Origin of the sequence: Reichenbachiella sp. (genome assembly GCF_039941815.1) — a bacterium.
Taxonomy (GTDB): domain Bacteria; phylum Bacteroidota; class Bacteroidia; order Cytophagales; family Cyclobacteriaceae; genus Reichenbachiella.
Genome location: NZ_JBDVDW010000014.1, coordinates 372,628 through 397,909 on the forward strand (window position 1 = coordinate 372,628; position 25,282 = coordinate 397,909).

15 protein-coding genes and 1 pseudogene are annotated in these 25,282 nt (G+C 42.5%); 9 read left to right on the forward strand and 7 right to left on the reverse strand.

The features are described from left to right. The first annotated feature begins 1 nt into the window (after position 1). Together ABJF11_RS02625 and ABJF11_RS02630 are read left to right on the forward strand one after the other, a co-directional pair. Positions 2-685 (forward strand): ABC transporter ATP-binding protein, encoded by a 684-nt coding sequence (locus ABJF11_RS02625; protein WP_348117870.1) that lies wholly within the window; start codon positions 2-4, stop codon positions 683-685. After that, positions 672-1,835: a hypothetical protein gene (locus ABJF11_RS02630; RefSeq protein ID WP_348117871.1), complete on the forward strand. Its 1,164-nt coding sequence runs from the start codon at positions 672-674 to the stop codon at positions 1,833-1,835. The genes ABJF11_RS02625 and ABJF11_RS02630 overlap by 14 nt, the downstream gene beginning before the upstream one ends. A 70-nt stretch (positions 1,836-1,905) precedes the next feature. On the opposite strand, the gene ABJF11_RS02635 is transcribed toward ABJF11_RS02630, so the two are convergent. The 4 genes from ABJF11_RS02635 to ABJF11_RS02650 all read right to left on the reverse strand — a co-directional run bounded on the left by ABJF11_RS02635 (position 1,906) and on the right by ABJF11_RS02650 (position 9,782). Continuing rightward, positions 1,906-4,350, reverse strand: coding sequence for a zinc-dependent metalloprotease (locus ABJF11_RS02635; RefSeq protein WP_348117872.1), 2,445 nt, complete (start codon positions 4,348-4,350; stop codon positions 1,906-1,908). 24 nt (positions 4,351-4,374) lie between these two features. After that, positions 4,375-7,461 (reverse strand): ATP-binding cassette domain-containing protein, encoded by a 3,087-nt coding sequence (locus ABJF11_RS02640; RefSeq protein ID WP_348117873.1) that lies wholly within the window; start codon positions 7,459-7,461, stop codon positions 4,375-4,377. Between the two features lie 102 nt (positions 7,462-7,563). Beyond that, entirely contained in the window at positions 7,564-8,376 is an 813-nt protein-coding gene (locus tag ABJF11_RS02645; RefSeq protein ID WP_348117875.1) for a hypothetical protein, read from the reverse strand. Positions 8,377-8,828: 452 nt separating this feature from the next. Then, on the reverse strand, positions 8,829-9,782 hold the full coding sequence (locus ABJF11_RS02650) for an aldo/keto reductase (protein WP_348117876.1): 954 nt from the start codon (positions 9,780-9,782) through the stop codon (positions 8,829-8,831). Positions 9,783-10,733: 951 nt separating this feature from the next. Here ABJF11_RS02650 and ABJF11_RS02655 point away from each other — a divergent pair. From ABJF11_RS02655 to ABJF11_RS02685, 7 genes are all read left to right on the forward strand, one after another. Then, a complete protein-coding gene (locus tag ABJF11_RS02655; RefSeq protein WP_348117878.1) occupies positions 10,734-13,706 on the forward strand; it encodes a hypothetical protein in 2,973 nt (990 codons plus the stop codon). A gap of 34 nt (positions 13,707-13,740) precedes the next feature. Next, positions 13,741-15,237 carry a T9SS type A sorting domain-containing protein gene (locus ABJF11_RS02660; RefSeq protein WP_348117879.1) on the forward strand — a complete coding sequence of 499 codons (1,497 nt, stop codon included), beginning with the start codon at positions 13,741-13,743 and terminating at the stop codon, positions 15,235-15,237. A 20-nt stretch (positions 15,238-15,257) separates the two neighbouring features. Then, the gene (locus ABJF11_RS02665; RefSeq protein ID WP_348117880.1) at positions 15,258-20,066 is read left to right on the forward strand and encodes a hypothetical protein; all 4,809 of its coding nucleotides are present in this window, start codon (positions 15,258-15,260) and stop codon (positions 20,064-20,066) included. A gap of 3 nt (positions 20,067-20,069) precedes the next feature. Further along, complete coding sequence (locus ABJF11_RS02670) at positions 20,070-20,531, forward strand: hypothetical protein (RefSeq protein ID WP_348117881.1); 462 nt, start codon at positions 20,070-20,072, stop codon at positions 20,529-20,531. Between the two features lie 320 nt (positions 20,532-20,851). Continuing rightward, positions 20,852-21,259, forward strand: a complete 408-nt coding sequence (locus ABJF11_RS02675) for a hypothetical protein (RefSeq protein WP_348117882.1) — start codon at positions 20,852-20,854, stop codon at positions 21,257-21,259. A gap of 2 nt (positions 21,260-21,261) precedes the next feature. Further along, positions 21,262-21,699, forward strand: a complete 438-nt coding sequence (locus ABJF11_RS02680) for a hypothetical protein (protein ID WP_348117883.1) — start codon at positions 21,262-21,264, stop codon at positions 21,697-21,699. A gap of 519 nt (positions 21,700-22,218) precedes the next feature. Beyond that, on the forward strand, positions 22,219-22,548 hold the full coding sequence (locus ABJF11_RS02685; protein ID WP_348117884.1) for a hypothetical protein: 330 nt from the start codon (positions 22,219-22,221) through the stop codon (positions 22,546-22,548). Between the two features lie 198 nt (positions 22,549-22,746). Here ABJF11_RS02685 and ABJF11_RS02690 read toward each other — a convergent pair whose 3' ends face one another. From ABJF11_RS02690 to ABJF11_RS02700, 3 genes and pseudogenes are all read right to left on the reverse strand, one after another. Further along, a complete protein-coding gene (locus ABJF11_RS02690) occupies positions 22,747-23,205 on the reverse strand; it encodes a hypothetical protein (protein WP_348117885.1) in 459 nt (152 codons plus the stop codon). Positions 23,206-23,340: 135 nt separating this feature from the next. Then, positions 23,341-23,814: pseudogene (gene fabZ, locus ABJF11_RS02695) on the reverse strand (3-hydroxyacyl-ACP dehydratase FabZ); the annotation flags it as partial. 167 nt (positions 23,815-23,981) lie between these two features. Then, positions 23,982-25,211: an HD domain-containing protein gene (locus tag ABJF11_RS02700; protein ID WP_348117886.1), complete on the reverse strand. Its 1,230-nt coding sequence runs from the start codon at positions 25,209-25,211 to the stop codon at positions 23,982-23,984. Positions 25,212-25,282 lie beyond the last annotated feature (71 nt).

A 25,282-nucleotide genomic window follows, 5' to 3' on the forward strand; every position in this document is an offset into this window, starting at 1 on the left:
TATGAGTGTCATCAGAACAGCAAACGTTAGCAAAATATATAACCCTGAAACCGTCCCGGTACATGCGGTTAACGATATCTCTCTTTCTTTCGAAAAAGGAGAGTTTTCGGCCATAGTAGGACCTTCAGGATGTGGTAAGACCACTTATCTCAACTTGTTGGGCGGGCTTGAGACTCCGACATCTGGTGCCGTCTTTGTAGAAGGCGAGGACATTTCTCAGATGAGTAGCACTGAGTTGACGGAATTTCGATTGCACAATATCGGTTTTGTTTTTCAGGCCTACAACCTGATACCGGTGATGAGCGCCTACGAAAACGTTGCCTTCATTATGGAATTACAGCATTTCCCTCAGATAAGCGTCGAGGAGCGCGTTATGGAGTTGCTCGAGGCCATGGAGATAGCAGACAAAGCACATCAGCGCCCAAATCAGTTGTCTGGCGGACAGCAGCAGCGTGTGGCTGTGGCAAGAGCGCTGGCCTCCAGACCCAAATTTATTCTGGCAGATGAGCCTACAGCCAATTTGGATAGCAAGGCTACAAATAACCTTCTGGATCTCATGCTCAAAATGAATGAAAAGGAGGATACTACATTTATCTTTTCTACACACGACGATCGAGTAATGAGTCGGGCCAAGAGACTCGTCAAACTGGATGATGGCAAAGTGATAGCCGATGAAACTAAGTAGCAGGTTACTCTTTATTGTATTATTGCTGATTTCTCACCTGGCCTTTGGGCAAAGTTGGAAAGAAGATATGTCCCTGAATGGATATATAAAATATATGCATACCGCAATTGTACCAGCTGGTGATAGTACGCTGATTACTGATAATTTTCTTCACAATAGATTTAATTACGACTGGTATCTAAGCGATCAAATCACATTTAAGACCTCGATGCGCAACCGGTTCTTTTGGGGTGAGCTGGTAACTACGGCGCCCACGCTCTATAGCAGTCTGGGTGAGGATCAAGGCTATTTTGACTTGAGTATACTTTGGTCCAATGGATCCAATACTGCTCTACATACCATCTTTGACAGAATGAATTTGACCTATCAAAAAGACCAACTGGAGATCATCATAGGGAGACAGCGGGTGAATTGGGGAACGGCGCTGATCTGGAACCCAAACGATATATTCAATACTTATTCATTCTTCGATTTTGATTATGAAGAGCGCCCGGGTGCAGACGCCGTTCAGATCAATTATTATACCGGAGCGGCATCTTCCTTGAGTCTGGTGTATGCACTGGCCGATCATATAGAAGAGAGCACACTGGCTGTCAAGTACAAATTCAATACCCATACTTATGATATCCAGATTTTAGCCGGCTATCAGGACGAATTTTTGATCGCAGGCGCAGGCTGGGCGGGTGATATTAGCGGTGCGGGATTCAAGGGTGAAGGATCCTATTTTATTCCTAAGGATGACGATCATGGAGAAACGCAATTTGTAGGCACTGTAGAATTGGATTATACGTTTACCAATGGGATCTATTTGCAGACTGCCTACCTGTTTAATTCCAGCGGTATAAATGAAAAATCAGCTAATTACTCTGCCTTCTATCTCGACCGTAGCCTGAGCGCTCAGACTTTGAGCCCGGCTAGGCACAATTTGTTTTTTCAAGTCTCTGGTTCCTTATCGCCGATTTTGAGTACGGCTTTTGCAACCATGCTCAACCCAAAAGACGGCTCACTATTTCTAGGGCCAAATTTCACTTGGTCCGTGGTGGAAAACTTTGATTTTTTGGTGGCTGCCCAACTCTTTCGTGGCGATAGTATGACACTATACGGTGACGGCGGGTCACTGATCTTCGGAAGGTTCAAGTATAGCTTTTAATAACCTTTGTTTTTAAATATTATAGTCAGAAGTGAATGCTCGCAGTGAGCTAATTTCAGAATATAAGATTCTAAAAGCCACATCCCATATCCATTCCGATGGGTGACCCCATGGGAATTTCTGCAGGTTTAGGTACTTTGAATTGGCCGGGTTCTCGCTTATACAATTCGATCAGCCTTAATGCATACTGTCTATTAGCTTTTGTATTTGCATTATCAGTATTCACACTTTTAAGTAATCGATTCTCAAGTTTTAGAATGGTTTGATACGCAATGGCATTGACCTGAGGGTTGGCGTTTTCGTCTACAGAAAGTCGCATGATATGACTGAGTAGATTAAGGTTGACCACATGCTGAATTTCTCCCAGATAACCTGATTTCGGCTTTTGATACCATGTGGCGGCCAGAGATTGATCGATCATAGAGGTCAAGCTCGGTTGACCAGCATTTCGGCTGTGGTACTCGATCATCCTAGAGGCCCGCTGTGCATTATACATCAGTGAAAACGTCAGATCTGCTGCTGATTCTGCAGCAGAAAGGGGATCAAAGTTGGGTGCAGTTCTTAGTGTAATTAGTTCGCTAGACCTCGACTCATGTAGCACTCGCGGAGGTATTAGTTTGAGCAAGCTTTCTGTAAAGACCAGATTCTTTGGGTCCACCGTGCTGAGCAGAGATTGAATCGCCTTTAATTGTACTTCGCCAGAGACTTCAGCCGTGGTAAATTGCCCATCTCCTTTTACTGCATATCGATAATCTCTACCGCCAATGATTTTTGCGGTTGCCTCGACCTGATATCGATGGAGAAAATAGATTGGAACAAGGACTTCTTCCAGTTTGGAATAAGTAGCACCAGTTCTTATTGAGTTTTCACCGAGATTCTTCATTGCTATGCCTCGGATTTTCATGAGTCTGTCGAGTTCATCAGAGGGGCTCTTGCCATTGTCCCAAAGGTGGGCATAGGGATGGGAGCTTCCTTGTGGTCGCGCGTCCTGATCAGATAGGAATGAAAGTCCATTTTGCAAGGCATTAGTAATAATTTCATTGAGGGCATTTTTCTCATCTATCCCTTTTGCCAGTTGAGAATACCCATAAGAGATAGCCGTTTTATCCCAGGCTCCGATTTTATTATCATATGCGTTTTCGAGAGAGATATTTCCATCGATCAGGTCGATTTTTGGATGGGGGTAGTCCATGACAGAGGCCATTTCCTCGGTACTGGAGGCATAGCTGTGGGACAGGCCCAAAGTGTGTCCTACTTCATGGGCTGCCAATTGACGCAGACGAGCCAGTGCCATTTGTTCCATAAGAGGAGGGACGTTACCCTCAGCATTATAGGGTGATAAGAGGCCTTCCGCTATGAGATAGTCTTGTCTTACACGGAGAGAGCCTAGGGTAACGTGGCCTTTTATGATTTCGCCAGTGCGTGGATCTACGACACTGGTCCCATACGACCAGCCGCGAGTAGAGCGATGTACCCACTGGATGATATTGTATCTGGCATCCATAGGATCAACTCCCTCCGGGAGCAGTTTTACCTGAAAGGCATCCTTATAGCCGGCCGCTTCAAATGCCTGATTCCACCAGGAGGCTCCTTCAAGCAAGGCACTGCGAATAGGCTCGGGTGCCCCTCGATCCAGATAGTATACAATAGGCTCAATGGCCGCTGATAGCTCGGCCGAAGGATCTTCTTTCTCTAGTCTGTGTCTGCAGATAAATTTCTTTTGCAGGGGTTCATCTATGGGTGTGGCATAGTCCTGATATGCTATTCCGTAGAACCCTGCTCTAGGATCGAAAACCCGTGGTTGGTAGTCGGAATCAGGCAACTGAATGAACGAATGATGAACCGTGACCGTGACGGCGGACGCGGTAGGGGCTACCGAATAGATCCAATCCCCTTTTGGATTGCCGGTAAAGGTGAGAATTGCATCGAATTCTGTGTTATTAGGGAAATTCTTGATGCGCTCATGGTTGAGTGCAGATCTGGAAAGGTCTAGCCGATAACCACCCTGCTCGGTTTGTGCTAGCTGCTCAGACACACCAGCTACATCACGGACAATGAAGTCGGTGGCATCTATCATATAGGTGCCATTATCTGATTGTAGAATTTCAAATCCCCAAATCACTGACTGTGCAAATGCCTCTTTGACAGCACGCGATTCATCAGGGTTGTCACTAATGGCTCTATAGCTATAGTTAGGTTGTATCAGCAGTAGCTTGTTTCCAGCTTTTTTGAACTTTACCAATTTTTCCCCACTGAGCTGACCTCGATCCAAACCGATATCGTTGGAGCCTACCCCGGACGACAGTGAGCCGAGATACAAAAATTCCTCATTCAACCGTGAGACATATAGAAATATGCGATCCAACTCTTCGTCAATTGAATAATCTATGAAGCCATTGACGATATTAGATGGATTCTCTAAAGGTGTATTTTCGGCTTTAGACTTTTTCTTTTTTTGACCATGGCCAGTATGGCTCATGGCTATGAGGAGTATTAATAAATAAAAGGGCTTCATTGAAATATTAGGTTAGCAGTTTATTTAATATTTGTTGAATTTATTAGTGACAAATGTGATCACCTTTCTCAGTGTGTCATAGTATAACGTCATGTAGAAAAATGCGGTCATCAACCAGATAACAATAATGTTAAAGTAGAAGGTTTCGATGTGAAAGCTTCCAAGAATTTTTACCGGCGCATAAAAATGTGCCTTTCCAAGGTTGGAGTCTGGGGTTTTGAAGATTGGGTCCTTAGTCTGGATCAGCTCGTCTTCTGCTTCATATATTTTCTCAATCTCATCCCTGTTGGTCAGTAGATTTTCGAGCGTCTTGTTGTGGCTACTATTTTTGAGGTCGAGCAATCCATCCTTACCTATGTCTTCTACCAGTTCGTAGTATTTTTCTTCTCGTTCCTTTACGGCATCATCTTTTATATTTTTGTATTTCTTTTTCAGAAGATTCAGTTGTGCTATCAGCTGATTGTGTGAGGTAGAGTCATACTTGTCAGCGGTAAGAAATCTGATGCGGTAGAATGGAGTGTTACTGTCTTTCGATTGCATTTTCAACAGCTCATTACGACAGATTGTGATTTCTCTTTCAAGAGCAGAGGACTTATTGCCGAGCTGAACATTGTGATAGACTACATTCAATTTATTTTGAATCCTTGGTATGAGGTAGGCCGAATTAAAACTGGCATCACTCATACGCTTGTCATACTCAAAAAAGTGTTTTTCGTAGTCGTTGTTGCTGAATAGCTCTACGGCTAGAGCCTCGTACGCCCATCTGGATACCATGGTATCTCCAATCAAGGGAACTTCCTTTTTATTACCGATTTTGTGGTGAAGCTCGTCAAACTTGATCATAGCTCCGCCTAGAAGGAGTTGAGGCACAAGAATCAAAGGAATCAGAATGTAGATCGTAACAATAGAATTTAGCCCCGAGGAGATGTTGAGACCGACCATGTTAGCAAAACAGGCAGTGGAGAATAGGATCAACCAAAAGCTAAAATTCAAATCTTTTATTTCCAAAAGGAAATTTCCAAACCAGACAAAAATCAGCATCTGCAGTGCGGATAGGCCAAATAAATATATGATTTTGGAATTGATATAGCTAAATCTACTTAGGCTCAGAAACGATTCGCGTTCGAGTACTTTTTGATCTTTGAAGATTTCCTCAGCACTGACTGACAATCCAAGAAAAAGGGACACGACTACGGTCATAAACAGATAGACCGGGATGTTTTTATTCTCACTGAAAATGTACTCACTTCCTACTGAGTACTTCGCCAGAATTCCCAGGATAAGTGCTAGTAGTGGCGGCTCGAAAAAATTTAGCAGTATATACTGCAGGTTAGTTTTTTTGGAAAGAAGAATCCGCTGCAAGAAAATATTGGACTGCTGCACCAGGTTTGGGATCAAGAAATTGGATGGAGGCAGAGCCGTCTGAAACTTAATCTTTTTTATTTTCGGAGCCAGATTTTCCTTGTACTTATCATACCATTTGCTTGGTGATATTTTTCTCCGTTTGGTTGCTTCTCCGTTTTCATTGATTTCCTTAGCCTCGATGATATGCAGGATTTGCTCTGGGATCACATTGCCACAGACTCTGCATTCACTTTCTGCGGCATTTACCTGAGTATTCATTGTTTTGAAATAGACCACAGCATCTACAGGATTACCATTGTAGATAGGATATCCACCTTTGTCGAGTAGCCAGAGCTTATCAAACAATTTGAATATATCAGATGAGGGCTGATGAATGATAGCGATCACAAGTTTGCCCTTCCTACTTTGTTCTTTGAGCAAATTCATCACCACCTCTGAATCCATCGAGGACAGTCCTGATGTAGGCTCGTCTACAAATAAGACAGAAGGCTCGCGTAGCAATTCAAGCGCGATATTGAGTCGTTTTCTTTGTCCACCACTGATAAATTTATTGAGTGGGCTCCCTACTTCCAGGTCTCTAATTTCGTCGATGTCCAAATCGTCCAGCACCTTGTTGATGGCTAGGTCGAGTCTCTCTTTCGAGAAATCACTGAAGGATAGCCGCGCATTGAAATAGAGATTTTGATAGACCGTGAGTTCTTCAAATAAAAGATCGTCTTGCGGCACGTAGCCGATGACCCCCGATTGAACACATCTCGGTATGCTGTGTCCATTGATCTTGATTTTACCTGACGACGGTTGCAGTTTACCATTGAGCAAGTTGATCAAAGTTGACTTGCCAGTGCCACTGCCACCCATGATACCGATCAGCTGACCGGATTCTTCATAGAAGCTAAATGGCCGGATGCCATTGAAGCTATTTTTGAATCTGAACTCCATCTCATCCCCATGTAGCACGAGGTTGATTTTCTTCAGGTCGAGAAGGAATTGCTTGCTGATTTCAGATTCATAGATCGGCTCGATGGTGCTGCCTTTGATGATCGCGCCTGATTTCAGGATGTAAGTCTTGTTTTTAGATATTTTGTTTCCTTCGAGGTAGAGATTCAGCGGCCCGTCGTATTGAATGACAAAGGTGCTAATGCTCTGCACATAGAGTACTTTGATCTGACCAAAGAGATTTTCTACATGGATGTGTCGAAACTCAGTAATACCGGGTTCCTTTTTCTTCTTCATCATCCAGGCTATTTCCTCTGGCCATTCAGTCACCTTATTGTCAATGAGCATGCCATTGGCTTTCGATAGATTCTTGATCTCAGGATCAAGAATAAACGAGGTAACATCGTTGATTTCTTGCTTGGGGAGATTGAAGTTGAGTGCCACCAATTGCATAAAATCATTCTCCTTGTCAGAAACTTTATTATCGGTATTGATTAGCTCTACGAGCTGTATAAATACAATTACTCGCTCATGCTGAAGTAGTTCCTTATTTAGCTGTTGGCAAATTTTAGTGACCTGAATGATGTTTTTGGTTTCATTTTCGAGCTCCTCTTCAGATGAAGAAGCCTCTCTTCTATAAAACTCAACATAGTCCTGATATAGGTTTAGGTACTGCTTGGCCAGGTCATGATTGAGCTGACGCTCGAGGTAGGGTTTTACAATTATTGCACCCGAATCGACCACTTCGTCTTTGACGCTTTCAATGATGGCAAACAAACGCATTAATGCGTTGATAATCGATTCACTCATACAGGTTTGTGCTTTATTAAGGGTTCAGAAAATAAATATATAAAAAAAGGCATCACGCTGCTGCGAGATGCCTTCTATTTAATTCCATTTTTATTTATTCTATCACCCGATTATTTCATTTCTTGTGATTTCTACATTGCTATTAATATCGTCCAACTGACCTTTAGTAATACCTGTAGCTGGATCAATTCCTTCATAAATAATTTTCATAAATTCTAGCAGAGGTCTTACAGACTCTACATCCGGATCGTTTGCGTACTTGGTGGCAAATTCGGCCAACTTATTAGCAGATTTCTTTTGTTCCGCTACGATGTTTAGCATTCTTGGATCATAGTCGCTGGAGATAGCCAACTGGCAGGTGATATAAATTCCTTCGATCCAGCTTCCTGCTACCACCAGAAAGGACATTTTGTCCTGACCTGATTTGTTTAGCTCAGTGTAAGTGTTGTAAAATGATTTGGTCACAATCAGAATCAATGAGTCTTTATTCCCGATGTTATTTTCCACCCTGGCCACCATTTCATCATCAAATACGCTAGGTATCTCTAAGCCATCAATTAGCGTCTTGGTAGCCTTCAGCATTTCCATGGTCTCCTCCTGGCTATTGTAGGTACAGGCATAGCTAAGATCAGCGCCATAGACTCCAAGGTTGAGCGCTTTGTCACGCTGCGTTTCGTATTTGTCTACATTGGACGAAGGGTTAGTGATATTCCATACAAACGCCGCTCCAGCATCTTGTAGCAGTTCAGTTACTTCAAATGAAGTAGGAATGGGATACTCAAACTCTTTTTCTACTTTTTCTTTAACGTTCTCCAAAGTAGCCACTTCGCCCTCTTCAGATTTTTTACCAGAACTACAGGCTACTATAGCAGTACCCAAGAATCCAATGTATAAAATGTTTAGAATATTTTTCATGGTATTGATTTAATGATCGTCTCTTTTGAATGATGGCAATTTAACCCGAATTATTCATTTCGAAAAATGAATAATTCATGAAAATAGTTTGCTGGCTGTTTTACTTAATTTTTAAACGAAGATTTAAAATGGCAGCTCATGGGATCGGAAATTACATTCTTACGAATCCTTAATCTCAGAACTAGGCCTGCTTTAGTAGGTAATGATGCTCATAGATTCGGAGATGATATCGCCCCGCTCAGTAGATTGGTTTTCAGTAAAGAGGTATGCGCCGAGACCATCCACTCTAGAAACAATCAACTACACCCTGATAGCATTCATTAACTTTAATTCCGGTATTTACATTTCTATACCTTCATTTATGAAAACAGGCTAGAAATATTAACCGCAAAAAGCGATTGACTCAGTGGAGGACTAGAGGCTCTGAATGCCAATGATTAGACTCTTTTTATTTACTCATCCCAAAGCTTGGCAATAGTATAGTCCGATCCAGGAAGTGTGAAAAAGGCTCCGTTGACGTATCTAAAATGTCGATCCAGTTGATTAATAGTAGTCATCTCTTCTGCAGAAAGCTTCATCTCCGCAGCCTCCAGGTTTTGACGCAACCGCCCCTCATTGGTGGATTTTGGAATCACTACTGTGTCCCTGTTTACCGCCCAGGCCAGCAAGACCTGCGCTACAGAGCAATCGTGTTTTTTAGCAATTTCAATGACTTCCGGGATTTCAAACATATCGGGTTCATTTTCAGCTTTCATTTCAGCTGCCCGATCACGCGATCCCAAGGGAGAGTAGGCAGTCACAATGATGTCCTCTTTTAGACAGTATTCTAGCAATTCGGATTGCTGCAATAATGGGTGCATTTCGACCTGGTTTACCTCTATTTTGTTTTGAGCTGATTGATTGACCCATTCTATTTTTGCTTTGCTGAAATTTGATACACCTATGTGTCTGGTCAGGTTAGCATTGAGAACACCTTCCATACCACGCCATGTTTCTTCCAGTGAGATTTCTGTCAGGCTGACGAGGTCAGCCCCATCTTGAGGAAAAATAGCATCCTTCCTCTGCGCCACAGGCCAATGCACGAGATAGAGGTCCAGATAGTCGAGCTGTAGCGATTCAAGCGTAATACGCAGACATTCTTCCACATCCGTTTCTTGGTGATGGGTATTCCACAGTTTGGAAGTGATCCATAGCTCCTCACGGTTCACTTCCCCTGTCATAATCGAATCATGAAAGGCAGCACCTATTTCTTTCTCATTTTGGTAGATGTAGGCACAGTCAAAGTGGCGATAGCCAACTTTTATGGCCGTTCGTACCGCCTTGTATACCTCCCCGGGTTCTGACTTCCAGGTCCCAAGACCTAGTGCAGGTATTTGATCCCCATTACGCAGTGTATATGATTTCATGACGCTGAATGTTTTTGTTTAAAAGTACAATTTTTTAGGGAATGACGTAATCTGGCAAATGCCTTTTTATCTTTTTTTCGTCCTTAATGTTTGTCGTGGACTGATTCGCCTTTCGTTTGGTGCCTTCGTAGGAAAAATTGACAAGTGCAGCTTTGTCAAATTCTTGCCTGATGCTCAAGATTTTGATTCACAAAACCCACCCAATCGAGCATTCTATGTAATTTCACACTCGTCCTTGCGAAAACTCGTCATGTCACGCCATACAATGTATTATTGGATTTGAGTTTGTGGCAATCTCGTTTGGGCCTCTTTGGCATCTTGATTTGACTAGGCCAAGATCCTTGAAATTGCGTCGATCTGCATTTGATTGTCATCAAATCGCAGACCTCGCAAGGACGGAGCTTTGATTGATTCTGAGTTATTGCTAGTCATTAGTCGCACTCGTCCTTGCGAAAACTCGTCATGTCACGCCATACAATGTAGCATTGGATTTGAGTTTGTGGCAATCTCGTTAGGCTCTCTTTAGCCTCTTGATTTGACTAAGCCATGGTCCTTGAGATGGCTTCGATCTGCATTTGATTGTCATCAAATCACAGACCTCGCAAGGACGTAAGCTTTAAATCCTTCCGATTAGTAGTGCACTTTGTCCGATAACTTGACACACAATGCATTCAATTTGCTTCTGGAATTTTTATGTAGTGCTTGACTGAATCATTCGGTCCATTCTACAGGGTTATTCACTTTACTAGCATTTTGAGAAGCAACCTTTAATCTCTAAGTCATGAAAACATAGTCAAAATACCCTCATTTTGAGTTTGGTTCTGGTATAGTCAGGCTCCACTCCATTTTTTCAATTTACAATCCATAATTCAATCACAAGACTGGAATCAGGTCACTCGGTGTATTCATTATCGAATACCCCTGCTCGCCGACCTTTCTAACATTCATAATATGAAAAATACAAAACCTTTGATTTTGTCATTAATCAATGCAAATCAACCTTCGAATAGCACACATGTTTCAAACAGGAAACCTTTTTTAAAATCCATTTATTCTACTTTCTCAAATAGTAGAGTACGCTTGGTCTTCCTTGGGTTTGTATTTCTCCTGACAAATCAAGATGTCAAGGCTCAAATAGGTTACAATTCAAACTACTCAAGATATAACACCTTTAAAGGGGAGTACGCTGGTTTTTCGAGTCCATCTGAAGCTCCAACTTCTGTTTCAGTTCCTTTTTCTCTTCCTGGTTATGAAAACGCTTTTTTTGGAGATAGAAGTGGATATAAGAACGTTGAGGGTTCTGGTAATACCTTTATTGGATCTCATAGCGGATATAAAAATATGAGTGGAAAGAATAATGTGTTCGTTGGGTATAAATCTGGCTACAACGAAACAGGCTCCAACAAACTCTATATTGACAATTCGGACACCTCCTCTCCGCTCATCTGGGGAGACTTCAGTGCCAACCAACTGAGATTCAACGGAGCGGTTGATGTTACCGGCGCTCTCGATGTCACCGGAGTTTTATCTATGCAATCCAATCTGAAGATGGGTGACAAAGACTTACACCAAGTAAGAGAGGTTGAGTTTATAGACCATGACGACAACACTGGCGGAACAGACAATAAGTATCGCCTATTGGCCCGAGATGGTGCTATCCAGGCATACAACGGTGGATTTGTGGTGGGCAACTACGCCAATGGTACCTGGTCTGATCTGTCCGATGGTACGCTGATTGTAGAAAGGAAGGTAGGTATTGGAACTACAGCACCAAGTTATGGAGCCTTGCACGTGTACAAAGACGCTACCATCGGTGGATGGACCAGTCCGATTGATCCAGGTGGAGCAGGCATTCGCATCCAGGATGCGGCCTCCAGCATGTATTTGGATGGAAATTCTATTTTCTCTAATGGCAATCTGCTGATCGGTACATATACGGATAGCTATTTGTCTTTTGGTACCAAAAACAATGAACATGTTAGAATAGATAAGGACGGTAAGGTCGGTTTGGGCACGCAGGCTCCAGGTCATATATTGCACGTCCGGGGCAACCCATCCGAAGATGGCGACCGAGACATTTTGGGCTATTTTGAAAGCTCCGCGAGCAGTAGTCAAGATGCCGGTATTGCGATAAAGGGTGCCAGAAGTGGCAGCACGGCACTCAACGCCTTCGTGGACTTCGATATCTATGATAACAATGAATCCACCACAACCTTTACCATGGGGACCATCGGTGCAGGTAAAGAAAATGGAGCAGGGATCAACGGACAGCTTCGGTTCTTCACCAACCACGACGGCTCACTAGAAGAGCAAATGCGGATAGACAAGACAGGAAGAGTGGGCATAGGCACGACCTCTCCAGATCATGCACTCTCTGTCATGGGCCGGATCAATGTCTCTACAGACCAAGCCCATGAAACCACCCAATCCATACAAATTTGGCATACTGCAAAGGATGGTAATATAGGCACAAGCGCTGGAGAGCTACGCATTAGAAAAGGTGAAAACAACTATCTGTCTTTCAAAAAGAGCACAAGCGGCTCTATCATCAATAGTCATGAGTCAAATCTGATTCTAAAAACAGATGGAGCGACCGGCCTGGAAATCGATCAGAATGGCGATGTGCTAGTAAAAAATAATCTGAAAATGACCGGCCATTTCCAGTTGGATACCACCTTTGTACAAGAAGACCCGCAAGAGCAACAAATCCTAAATATGTCATCCGATGGTTCCATTGGATTTAGAAAAGCCGAAACGCTTACTCCATGGGTAGTAAGAGAAGTACTCAATGCTGAGGGTCTGACAGAGCATGTCATAACATGCGATCCTAAGTTGGGAACCACATGCAGCTGCGAGTCCACTATTGTGGCAGAGCTTGGCCTCTATGACATGAACGGCAACATCAAAATAGGAGAAGGGGCATACATCGACAATGATATGATACCCGGCAACTACGATGTAGCTGACGACTGGATCAGAATCAACAACTCAGTAGAAGTGAGCTCTTCTAGTGCAGTGAAGGGCTTTGTCCTTAGGGATTTCGACGCACGGCAAGACCATTTCCTAAACTTCCATCAAAAAAATGGCATAAGCTATTTTTCCAACTCCAACACAAGTGCTATTCCAGAAGACGACCACTTCATGAAAGCAGACAAGAACAACAACGTTTCCTTTCCTGGCCAGGTGAGCATGCCCAATTTCAAAGCAGATATGCTCAGCAGCTCAGGTGATCTACTTATCGTGCTGGACAGTGACGAAAGTGCTGATGATGGCACGTTTAGAATCGGCACCGGAGATCCCAATGATGGCGTCAGCTGGAAGGAAAACTTCAATCTGACCGCTACAGGTAAAGCCACTTTCTCATTCAACCTTAGTGGTCCGGGTAACCGTAATCAAATTGTGATTGATGGTGCCACAGGAGGAGTATTCCTTACCGGAGATTTGACCTCAGGTGACAATCCTGACTCTCCAAAAGTAAATATTGAATCCGCTACAGGCAATGCAAGTTTTCAAGGAACTGTACAGTCCAAGGCCATCGAGACCAGAATAGTCGGTGGATCAGAAGCCAAAGCCATTACGGTATTCAATACCACAGACCATGCTGAAGTATTTAGGGTGTACAACAATGGGATCGTAGAAGCCAAAGAAGTGCTGGTATCACTGGATATATGGCACGATGAAGTTTTTGAGGACGGTTATGGCCTGATGCCTATCGGAGAACTCGAAGAGTATGTCAACCAAAACCATCATCTGCCTGAAGTACCTGCAGAATCGGAAGTCCTCGAAAAAGGAGTGAATGTTGGCCAAATGGAAGCCCTTCTATTAAAAAAGATTGAGGAACTGACTCTGTATGTCATCGATCAAAACCGCCAGCTAAAGCAGCAAGCACAAAAGACCAAACAACTAGAACACAAGCTGGACTAATCATCTCATTCCGAATAGGATACATCTCATGAATATGAAAAAGATAGTCAATAATCTAGTCTGCTATGGCCTGGTATGGTTCGGTCTGAGCTCTGGTATGCTCCAGGCACAATCAGCAAATTTTGCTTACTCCAGCGGACGTTTGTTTCAAGACCCGGAGACCTCAGTAGAAATCAATAGTCCATATTTGGCATTTTCAAGAAATGGAAAGCAAGAATGGATCGCCTTCGACCCCGGCGTCCAAGAGGGCCGTTTTGTTAGTGTGGCCTCGTCGTTCACCGGAGGTGTCGTCTGCGGATATGTCAATGGGCAATTTACCTTTCTGGGGAAAACCGTACGTCCGCCCAGCGGTAAGCGCACAGGCGTGGTGGTGAGTGTGAATTCCAATCAAGAGCTATTGTGGTTATACACCCATGAGTTCTCTCTACTGCAGAGCACCTTCACCTCGGTGGTAAAAAGGCCAGATGGTCATGCACTCGTGAGTGGCTACGAATTTGATCAGGAGCATCAAAACGCCGTGCTCCTATGTCTGGATCGTAAAGGAGTCAAGATTTGGGAAAGGCGCGTGCCAATGGCCGGCGGATATCACCTTCTGCTCACCGAAAAGGGAGATCTGAAATGGATGACCCTACAGCAAGACAAACGACGATTCACCTCCGTCATCTATAGTATCGATCCACAAACCGGAGAAACCCTGGGTATCAGCGAGGAGAACGGCGGAGTCAACCCAGTCGGGGTCAAAGGTTCTTTAGCGATTTGCCGAGCAGATTTTCAGTCCACGCTCACGGTCAGATGGTCAGACCTGCTGGCTATAGCCAAATATGATCAATTCGATCAATTGATTTGGCAGTCAGATTTCCCGATAGCTTCCTCCAATCCAGATGCGGTAGAGCTGACCGGAATCGTGATGAGACCCAATACCAACATTCAGATTTCTTTGAATCTCTATGCTGGGGTCGAAATATCAGAAACAGGACAATCTATCCTGCCAGGTGGCGAAGGCGGAGCACTGCTGGTCACCTTCGATAGTCAGGGAAAATATATAGGACATGAGTTCTATGATGGCTTATTAGCCAAAGTCAATGGGATCTTCAAATCCGATGATAAAATTGGGATCATAGGCTGTCACAAATCCAATCTATGGATTCAAGATTCGCTGCTGGTGAGTACCGGTGAAATAGAACAATCCTACCTGGTGTATTTGAAAGACTTCGAAGCAGCCAGCATACGAGTGAGTCACGGGCCAGATTCGCTCGTCATCGAGCATATGGGTGGATTGACGCTCTTCCCCAACCCCGTAGTAGAAGGTCAGCTGACCATATTGGACGAATCAGTTTCGCCGGAGACCCATTGCTCCATTGCTATCTACGACAGCGCCGGCAAGCTTCATCTCAGCATGAGCCTGACGCCTGAGTCTTCCACTATACAAGCCCAAGCAAACGTGTCAGCACTCTCCTCAGGGCTATACCATGTATTCCTATCTCAAAACGACCAGCCGCTAAGCTCGGGTCGATTCATCATCCAACGATAACCGCTTAGAACTACAAATTCATGAAAAGAATTAAGATAATATTATTCCTACTCCTTGTTCTAATGGTTCCAGCCCAGGCACAGGTCATTGGAGAAACAGACGCGATAAGCATACCAGACTACAGGTTTTCGCCTGATTTCAGTATAAACACTGCTGCCCGGTCACTTTCGGTTTTAAATAGTGAATATGACCAAGGATACAATGCCGGCTATGAAATGGGCTGGGAAGACGGACTATATGATGCCAATACTTGTAGCCAATGGCAATCTCCTTGGGGATTTGTTCAGGTCTATGACCCGAGTACAGGATTGCCAGTCTTGAGTATTGACTATGAAAGTGGTCATTATGATGGTTGGGGTGCTGCCTATCAGGCCGCTTATGCCCAGCGAATATCGGAGAAGGCGGCCTCTTGCCCTCTTGATTATACCTTCAATGATTATTTCTGTGAATGTGAATGTGAGCAACAGGACTATTACTATGATGGAGACGAGGATGGCTACTATGACGTGACCACATACAGGTACGAATGTACACCGCCCAATGCCCTTTGGAAACCAATGGCAATGTTGTATGGTACTGACTGCGACGATGACAATGGCAGCATTTGGAGCTACAACGACTGTGGGTATTGCTCTGCGGCAGATGGCCTGACCAAGTGGTACTATGACCAAGATGAAGATGGCTACTACGGGAGTACCAAAGAATCATGCAGTAAGCCCACCACCGGGATATCTACTAACTGGCAAACTGTGACCATGGGCTCTGACTGTGATGATGAAGACCCAGACGCAAATATCTACCGAACGTGGTACTACTTCAACGATGATGACAACTACTATGGAGAGACGATTGAGTCTTGCCTAAGGCCCACGGAGTATAAAGCTTCCAGATGGAAAACCACTAAAGGTATGGGTTGGGATTGTAATGACGAAGATTCAAATATCATTGGGCCGATCACCTGGTACTATGACGAAGATGGCGATGGATATCACTGGCAATCTGAAATTGCATGTGAAAAACCGACTACGGGACACATCAAAAAGTGGGTACAAAAAACCTCTGGTGAAGATTGTGATGACTATGACGCTGAAAAATATACTAAGGATGAATGCAACGAATGTGGAGGAAAAGGTTCAACTGATTATTTTTTGGATTTTGATGGTGACGGATATCATTCTGTTGTTGTAACCGATTTATGTGCCCCATCATTTTACGGGATCAGTGTATCAATTTCAAAAGAATATATGGAAATAAATAATTTTCCGCCAGAGGTATATTCTGAAGACGCCAAAATAGTTGCGTTTGAAAATCATAGTGTTTCGTTGTCACATCAGAAAGTATTGGATGTCATCGGAGGACAATCGGTAGAGACTGACTATAGCGACGGGCTCAAGGCTAATATATCGGCTTCGGTGAAACTCCCGTTTGAGCACAAAAAATATGAAAACCGAATCTTGTATGATAATGACAGAAAGCTGTATTACTTCCAATTATCTCAAGAACATTTAATACCAAAATCACTAGGTGAAGATTGCGATGACACAGATTTTAGTGCCAAAGCCAACGGAGACTGGTACTATGATGGTGACAGTGATGGCTTTTATAATCAAAACATCACTCCACGACTATCAACTTGCTCCCCGCCAAACGATCAATGGGTGCTGCTTGAAAACAGCCTTGGGCCCGACTGTGATGATACCGACAATACAGCCACGCTACTTCTCACCTGGTACTTTGATGAAGATGGTGACAACTTTTATGGATCGTTTCTAGAGACCTGTGAGAACCCAGGTCTGGGAACCAGTTTGGAAGACAAGTGGAGTACTAGCTCAGGTAGTGGTTTAGATTGTCATGACAAGGATGACGAAGCCACATTGAATCGGACCTGGTATTACGACCATGATCAGGATGGTTTTTACGGTTTGCAGACTTCTAGTTGCCAAAACCCAGCCCTTGGCACCAGCGATGAAGAAATATGGAAAACCGACCCTGGTAATGGTATAGACTGCGACGACAATAATCCTGAAAAACAACTAAACAATGCTTGCGGCGAATGTGGTGGTAGTGACGAGCCGATTGCTTTTTATGTAGATCTGGATGGTGATGGCTATCACTCAGTCTACAAAATGGAGGATTGTGGACTCCCCACTTTCGATGGACAAAGTATAGTTGACTCTAACTTCCCGGAAAGTTTGATTCCTGAATCTGTACTTGGCTCCAACGAAGGTGGTAGAGTATTGGGTACAGGCGATTGTTACTATACTGATATACCAAATACATCCGATAGATTTAGATATTGTGAGTACGCCGACGTATTCACCTTCCCCGAATCGGTTCTCAAGAAGACGTCACTCGGCCTTGACTGCGACGATCTTGATGCGACTATCCTTGCTGATGGCGAGTGGTACTTAGACGCTGATCGCGATGGCTATCATGAGCCTGGCGTAGTAGAAAACTCCTGCAGTCCACCTGATCCACTCAATTATATTTTGCTAGCCAATAGTGTCGGAGAAGACTGCGATGATACCAATCCAGCCGTCAATAAAGATTTTATCTGGTACTATGATGCTGATGGAGATGGATATTATGTAGATGTCCAGATCAGCTGTAGCCCACCAGGTTTTGGGTGGTCTACCACTTCCAGCATTGGCCCGGACATAGATGATGCAGACCCATTCAATCCTGTCTTGTCCAGGTCAGACGAAGACTTTGTCATTCCATCTCTGATGCGAGTGGTGAGCAGCGAATTGGGAGAGCCATTGATCAGCTATGCCGGGAATAGCTATGCCCCGGAGGATATCAGTATGGTTTATCGTGGAGTCAGTTTCGCTTTCGATCAGATTTTAATTGATCAAGTCAGTCCTACGATGCGACTAGCCCCGGACAAACTTGTCATAGGCGCTCGAACGGTACTGTTAGGAGCGGAGATCGCTATTGATGAAAACGCGATAAGCGTAGCCAGTGCCGCACGTGTACTATCAGGCGATGAACCTCCTGAGACCTGGTACATTAAATACTCCGATAAATGGTACGATGACGTCTTTGCAGAAAACCAAGGATACAACCATGCTTGGGGAGATGTCATATTGGACAATGCCAAGATCAAAGGCTACTATGCCGAACTATTCGATGCCGAGCAATTCCAGGTGTTCAAGGCACATTACGAAACGTATGCACCCGGCTTTGCTATACAATATGTGATCACGACTGAAGAAGAAGTGATGATAGATAATAGGGCACACAACGTGGTTACAGATGTAGTAAATGAGACCATCGGAGAAGGCATGCCAAAGCTGATTATAACAGCCACACGTACGTCGTCCGGTGTCGCCAAAGTGGTAATATCTACTCATGAAGATTTCTTTAAGGCCACGGATGAGGAATTGCAAAAGGTAGGCTGGAAGGATGAAAACAATCAATGGGTGCATCCACAAGGAGAATCATTGTATAGGACGCAACTCGCCAATCTGAAAACCATGCGGCAACTGATGGCCGGAGTTCTGGCAATGGATTATAAACCTGTGCCAGATTCGAATACCAAATCTGACGGTGCTACTCATCTGCCGGGAGAAGAATTCCCGGCTTATGGATACAATGAGCTCGGAGTACTCTCCAAATGGACGGATTTTTTCCTGATGGCCGATCACTTGGCACACAATTTCAAGCTACCTCAGGGTAGTTGGGATCCTTCTGCACCCAAGGATGGCTACAAGAGATGGAGATTCAAAGTTGCGGCCAGTATTGCCGGCGTATCCGACGGCTTGTCAGTAGAAATAGAAATAGAAGAAGCAGTAGATGCTATCCAAATGGTCTATAGTGCCTTTACAGGTGCATTATGGGGTCAATTATGGGAAATGTGGCTCAATTTTGACTTCGATCAGCAGATGGAGGGAATGGTCACTTCCTTTCAGGACGAACTTGCCGAGTTGAGCGGGGACTATGGCGTACACAAGCAATATCATAGTGTAGGCCGATTGACTGTCAGAACAATATTCACGGTATACGCCGCCTGGAAGGTTGGAAGCAAATTAGCCCAGAAACTTGCCAAAGGTGAAAGTATTAACCCTATTAAAAACTTCGGCAGGAGGTTGGGTCATTTTAAGGATACTTTCTCCTCGATTATCAACACCACCCAAGAGTTTGCCGCTCTGTCCAAAGACCTGAAACTGAAATTGATCGCTGACCTGGCCGAGACCGCAGAAGATGCACTAGGCAATGCCCTAGGTAATGTACTAGGCACTGCCATGGCTAAGAACCCAAAACTGATCAATAGTTGGAAGTATCTGGACGAGGCTGGGGTTGACAATTCAATAAGGAAAAATGTAGATTGCATTGGGGATGTAGATGCGGTAACCGATGCATTAGAAAGAATCCCTACTGGCACAAAACCGACTTGGGCGCAAATAAAAGTACTGTTTAAAAGAGGGAATAATTTTAATAAAAAAGGAAGGCTTAAATATACTGATGATTTTGTTGAAGTAGTTTTAAAAGGAGTGGATAGTAAAGCAGGAAAACGATTGGATACCTATCTGCCACCTGCAAACGGAAAAGCAGGACAAATTATTTCAAGAAAGGCTACTACGCTAAGTGAAATACAACCGAATACTTTTAAGAATTATTTGAATGAACTGATAACTAAATATCCTAATGGTGCTGAACTTAATTCCAGTAAATTTCCATCTGGGACAAGGCTTGATGGAAACTATAAATTGGAGATACCTGAGTCAAATAAGATCTTTGTTGAATCTAGTGCTAGGTTTCAAAAAGTTTTGAGTGATTTCAATACAGGTAAAGGGGTAGATATTGAAATTATATATTTGGTAGAGTAAGATATGGAAAAACTAATTTTAGAAATACTTCAGAAAATAGAACTGGATAAGGAATACGCAAAGCTTTGTCAGAATTACTGTGATTTTGATAACAGTGCCAATCTCAACAAAAAAGAAGTAGACCCTATTATTAAATCCTTCGATTCGGACTTTAAATACATCGCAAGAGACAGAACGTTTTTGAAAGAAACCATTTTTGAAGGATATACCGTACGTTTTTTTATTGGCTTTAAAAGTGGGATTACTGGTTTTGGATATTTAGTTTGGAAAGAAGGAGATAATAACAACTTTTACAAAGGGAATTTAGTAACACTATCAGAACAAATAGACCCAGAGTTTACAGAAAAAGTAAAGTATAACTCACCAATAGCAACTTCTTTAGAAGACTTCAAAGAGATATTATCTAAGTTTTTTGAATTGTTTAGTGCGTTTGAGCAACGCTTCAAGGAAGCAGTAAAAAGCTGATCTAGGAAAGCCTGATCTTATGGATCGGGCTTTTTAGTTTAGTTGACAGGCGCAGCAGTTACTAATTTAGCATTGCCTTTAGAATTTGCTTCACCTCAATATTTTAAAGTGATTTAATTGGGCAATCTCTAAAATCCTGATCGCCTAAAACATATTCACTGGTGGTCCGATCCTGATCACTAGTTGGAAGTATCTGGATGAGGCTGGGGTTGACAATTCAATAATGAAAAATGTAGAATTACATTGGGGATGTAGATGCGGTAACCGATGCATTAGAAAGAATCCCAACTGGCCCAAAACCAACTTGGGCGCAAATAAAAGTGCTCTTTAAAAGAGGGAATGATTTTAATGGTATTGCGAAAAATGTATATAGATATAACGAGATTACTTTAAAGGGTATTGGAGGAAAAGCAGGAAAACGATTAGATTCCTATATTCCTGGGAAGGAAATAATTTCAAGAAAAGCGACAACTTTAAGCTTTATAAAAACGAGTACTTTTGAAGGTTATTTGAACGAGTTAGTAACAAAATATCCGAAAGGATCTCCTATAAACGCTCCAAAATTTGGTAATGAGTTTGTTGGTGAAGTTCTTGACGGGGCGTATAAATTAGAGATACCTTTATCAAATAAAGTTTTTTTTGAAAGTAGTGATGTCTTCAAAAAAGCTTTGAGCGATTTTAACTTAAATAATGATGTAATTGTGAGTATTAAATATTTAGCAGAGTAGGTATGAAGTTAGTTTTTGAGAGAATAAATTTTGCAGATAGATATAGAGTTCTTTGTGATAGTTTTCAGGATTTTGAAAATAGACTAAATGGTTCACAAAAAGCATTGTGTGAAGATGTATTGAATGGGTTTGAGTATGAATATAAATATTACTCAAATGGAAGTTTTTATCAAATTAGCCAAGAAATCGATGGTCTTGTTTTCCAACTTAATTTGGTTTTAAAGGGTGGTTTAGTGGAGAGTTTACTCTATATGAATAAGGATGGTAATACAATCGAACCAAAAGGACGGATAGACTTTTTCCCAGAGGATCTTGATATACCATTTGATAGAAAAAAGTACAATTTACCTATTTACACTTCCCTAGAAGATCTTCAACAAATTCTGATAGCGCTTTTCAAGATATATGAGGATATCAAGAAGGAAGTTTTAGCAGGCTGATTAATTGTTAGATTTTGCGCTGACAAGCTCGGCATTGCCTTTAGAATTATGCTTCATTTCAATATTGTAGAGTGATTTAATTGGGCAATCTCTAAAATCCTGATCGCCTAAAACATATTCACTGGTGGTTCGATCCTGATCACTAGTTGGAAGTATCTGGACGAGGCTGGGGTTGACAATTCAATAAGGAAAAATGTAGAATTACATTGGGGATGTAGATGCAGTAACCGATGCATTAGAAAGAATCCTTACTGGCGCAAAACCCAGTTTTGTGTAGCCAAAAAGTACTGTTCTCCGAGAAAAGACAAGGGTTTCATGATGAAATTGCAAAAACATACGTGATAAAGAGAGACTAATGATTCTCTTCATTTGTGCAGGCCCCCTCAGCTGGGTGTGAGCTTACAACTTGTACTTCTTAAGACAATCTTAATGAAAGAAATAGCCATTGTTGCTTGTCCCGAGCATTATTCAACCCAGCAATAGTTTTGATTAAATTTTTAACAATTAATTTTTAGAACTATGATAGTATGGAGTGGAAGAGGGTATACGATACCTCTTGTTTTTATTTTGAGTGCATTTGTTGGTGTTGTTTTAATAGAAGACGTCAATCTACTGGCGCTGACCGTATCGGCCACGGTTGGTATCTTTAGTTGGGTCAAGGGAAGAAAGTGGAATAATGTAGCTCCGCGACTTTACAGAGACGAAGCTACTGGTGAGCAGGTCGTTGTAAAACCAAACCATTCTTTGTTTTGGATCAAAATGCAGTACTGGGGTATCTTTTTTGGTTTGTCGAGCATAAGGTGGATAGTTGCGATATTTATGGACCTGATGGAGCCCAACTCATTGTAACAGAGATCAATAATCGATCAGATAACATTCTTTCAAACTTTAACCTGGATTCAATGCCGTTTAGTTAAGGGTTTAATTGGCTAAGCACCGACAGACTGAGTATAGATTACAAAACCTTGTTCGGAGGTTACTCAGTATTAGGCACAAAAAAACCTCTTGAGTCTTCTCAAGAGGTTTTTAAAAAAATCTTTAGGTTATTTAGAATGCGAAAGAAAATTCCCATTCACCGTTTACAACTTTTACCCTTCCGCTGCCGTCGTCAACAGTAAACGTAGTCACCAACTCAGTAGATCCAACGCTAATAGCCACGTCCGTAGTACCGTCTCTGACGATGAACTTACCATCCGTTCCATCTTTGAATTCCCAGTCGCCCGCAGCAGGCCATACGTCTTCGTTCGGGCTTCCAGTAACGGTATAAGTCCCGCCATCTACTCCTCCTGTAAATTCAAGTATCATTCCATCCCATGTAAAGTCAGAAGCCCCATCAGGCTTAGATACTGAACTAAAAGTGGCTTCTCCAGCTGTAAGATTGGCTGCAATATCGATCAGTGGATCGGTATCATCGCCACCTCCATTGTCATCGCCTCCACAACTCGCCATGGTTACTATGAGTGATAGAAACAGCGAGTACTTTAAAATGTTTAATAAATCTTTCATTGTTGTTGTGTGTTTTAAAATATATAAAATCCTAATCTGTCAAAAATATACTTTTTTTAGCTATTAATCCTAATATCCATGTCATAATTCGACCAACACTAAACCTGGCGAATCTGACAATTTTGGTTTGTTGGATTAGCTATCTTTTTTGACAATAGTAGCGGTCATTTCGCCTTCACACACCATTTTACCACCTACTGTGGCGATACCTTTCATTTTAGCTATGCCTCTTCTGATAGGCGCTAGTAGCTCACATTTGATTTCCAAAGTATCTCCGGGCAGCACCATTTTTCTAAACTTAAATTTTTCCACGCCCAAAAAGTACGCCCAGTAATTTTCAGGATCAGGTACAGAGGTAAGCACGAGAATGCCGCCGATTTGAGCCATGGCTTCGATTTGCAGCACCCCAGGCATTACAGGATTGTCAGGGAAGTGTCCCTGAAAAAATGGCTCATTGAAAGTCACATTTTTTATACCAGCCACCGTTGTGTCATCCTTATAAAATATCTTATCGATAAGAAGGAAAGGATAACGATGAGGTAAAATTTTGGTAATCTGATTGATGTCAAAAGCTGCAGGCATATTTGGATCGTATGCCGGTACTACTGATTCAGTCTTTTCCATTCTGAATTTATTAACAATTGTTTGATTTGATTTGAAGTCGGCAATTTAGTGCAATTTTATTCAAGATCGGATCGAAGTTTGCAAAATTCCAAGCCACAATAGGAGATGAATGCTCATTTTATATAAGACGCGTTCTTGTATTCAGGAGATGATTAATCCACCTCTGGCCAACAGAAAAAATGCTTGGTCACGATCTTGCTCATGGCCTTGATATTGGGCAAGTCCGTTGCTTTTACAATATCCAGTACCAATCCTTTCTTCGTCATGATTTTGATTTTCTGACCGCTTGATATGTAAGCTGAATTGCTTATTTGGCCAGATCCGGTAAAAAACTCTAGTTCTTCGGCGCTGAGCTGATATTTGACCTGTATTTTGTTTTTCAATGTATCTACCCACTCTTTTAGTGGTTTTTCATTGGCCAGAATAATTTTGAATATCCGTCTTTCGAGGAGTTTGGAACTTAGACCGGAGAGTACCGTATCTTCATGTTCGCGCCAAAACTTCATCGAAGCCCATACATCAGTATCATCCAGCAAGGCAAACAGATCTAGAATCTCAGGGTCCTCATGAAAATGCCTGAGCTCAATATTTCTCTCCAACAGTAATTTTAGTGCTGGCGTAGCTTCTACCTTTACTCCATTCTGGGTCAGAAATTTGGCTCTTTTAATCAGTTTGATAAGCATTTCCTCCGCACTGACCGCGGTCTTGTGAAGGTAAACCTGCCAGTACATGAGCCGCCTTGCACTGAGGAAGTTTTCAATACTATAGATGCCTTTTTCTTCAACGACAATTTCATCATCATGAACGTTGAGCATGTTGATGATTCTTTCTGATCCGATTTTACCTTCTGACACGCCAGTAAAATAACTATCACGCTTTAAGTAATCGAGTCGATCTATATCAAGCTGGCTTGAGACAAGTTGAGAGAAGAATTTTCTTGGGTATTGGTTGGTAAAAATCTTGAGTGCCAAGTCTAGATGGCCATTAAACTCAGTATTTAACCTTTCAAAAAACAGAACCGACAGCTGTTCATGTTTGACCTGATTCAATAAGTTGAATTCCAGCGTATGCGAAAACGGGCCATGGCCTATGTCGTGTAATAGTATGGCAATAAGACAACCTTCAAATTCTTCATTAGAAATTTCTACGTTTTTAGAACGCAGGCTATACAACGTTTGCTGCATCAAATACATTGAACCTATAGCGTGATGAAATCGGGTATGCAGCGCGCCAGGATAGATCAGACTAGTCATCCCCAACTGCTTAATCTGACGTAACCGCTGAAAAAATGGATGCTCGATAATCTCAAAAATCAGATCATTTGGAATGGTAATGAACCCATAAACTGGGTCATTGATTATTTTGTTTTTATTGGTCGTCAATTTGAGATACGATTAGTAGGTAGTTGTATCGGGTTTCCTTTAATTTGAACATTCTTGCAATAGACGCTCAA

Coding starts and splice junctions, on each gene's coding strand:
- ABJF11_RS02660 (WP_348117879.1), top strand. CDS start 13,741: ATGAAAAAGATAGTCAATAATCTAGTCTGCTATGGCCTGGTATGGTTC.
- ABJF11_RS02670 (WP_348117881.1), top strand. CDS start 20,070: ATGGAAAAACTAATTTTAGAAATACTTCAGAAAATAGAACTGGATAAG.
- ABJF11_RS02625 (WP_348117870.1), top strand. CDS start 2: ATGAGTGTCATCAGAACAGCAAACGTTAGCAAAATATATAACCCTGAA.
- ABJF11_RS02690 (WP_348117885.1), bottom strand. CDS start 23,205: ATGAAAGATTTATTAAACATTTTAAAGTACTCGCTGTTTCTATCACTC.
- ABJF11_RS02655 (WP_348117878.1), top strand. CDS start 10,734: ATGAAAAATACAAAACCTTTGATTTTGTCATTAATCAATGCAAATCAA.
- ABJF11_RS02635 (WP_348117872.1), bottom strand. CDS start 4,350: ATGAAGCCCTTTTATTTATTAATACTCCTCATAGCCATGAGCCATACT.
- ABJF11_RS02630 (WP_348117871.1), top strand. CDS start 672: ATGAAACTAAGTAGCAGGTTACTCTTTATTGTATTATTGCTGATTTCT.
- ABJF11_RS02685 (WP_348117884.1), top strand. CDS start 22,219: ATGATAGTATGGAGTGGAAGAGGGTATACGATACCTCTTGTTTTTATT.
- ABJF11_RS02640 (WP_348117873.1), bottom strand. CDS start 7,461: ATGAGTGAATCGATTATCAACGCATTAATGCGTTTGTTTGCCATCATT.
- ABJF11_RS02680 (WP_348117883.1), top strand. CDS start 21,262: ATGAAGTTAGTTTTTGAGAGAATAAATTTTGCAGATAGATATAGAGTT.
- ABJF11_RS02645 (WP_348117875.1), bottom strand. CDS start 8,376: ATGAAAAATATTCTAAACATTTTATACATTGGATTCTTGGGTACTGCT.
- ABJF11_RS02665 (WP_348117880.1), top strand. CDS start 15,258: ATGAAAAGAATTAAGATAATATTATTCCTACTCCTTGTTCTAATGGTT.
- ABJF11_RS02650 (WP_348117876.1), bottom strand. CDS start 9,782: ATGAAATCATATACACTGCGTAATGGGGATCAAATACCTGCACTAGGT.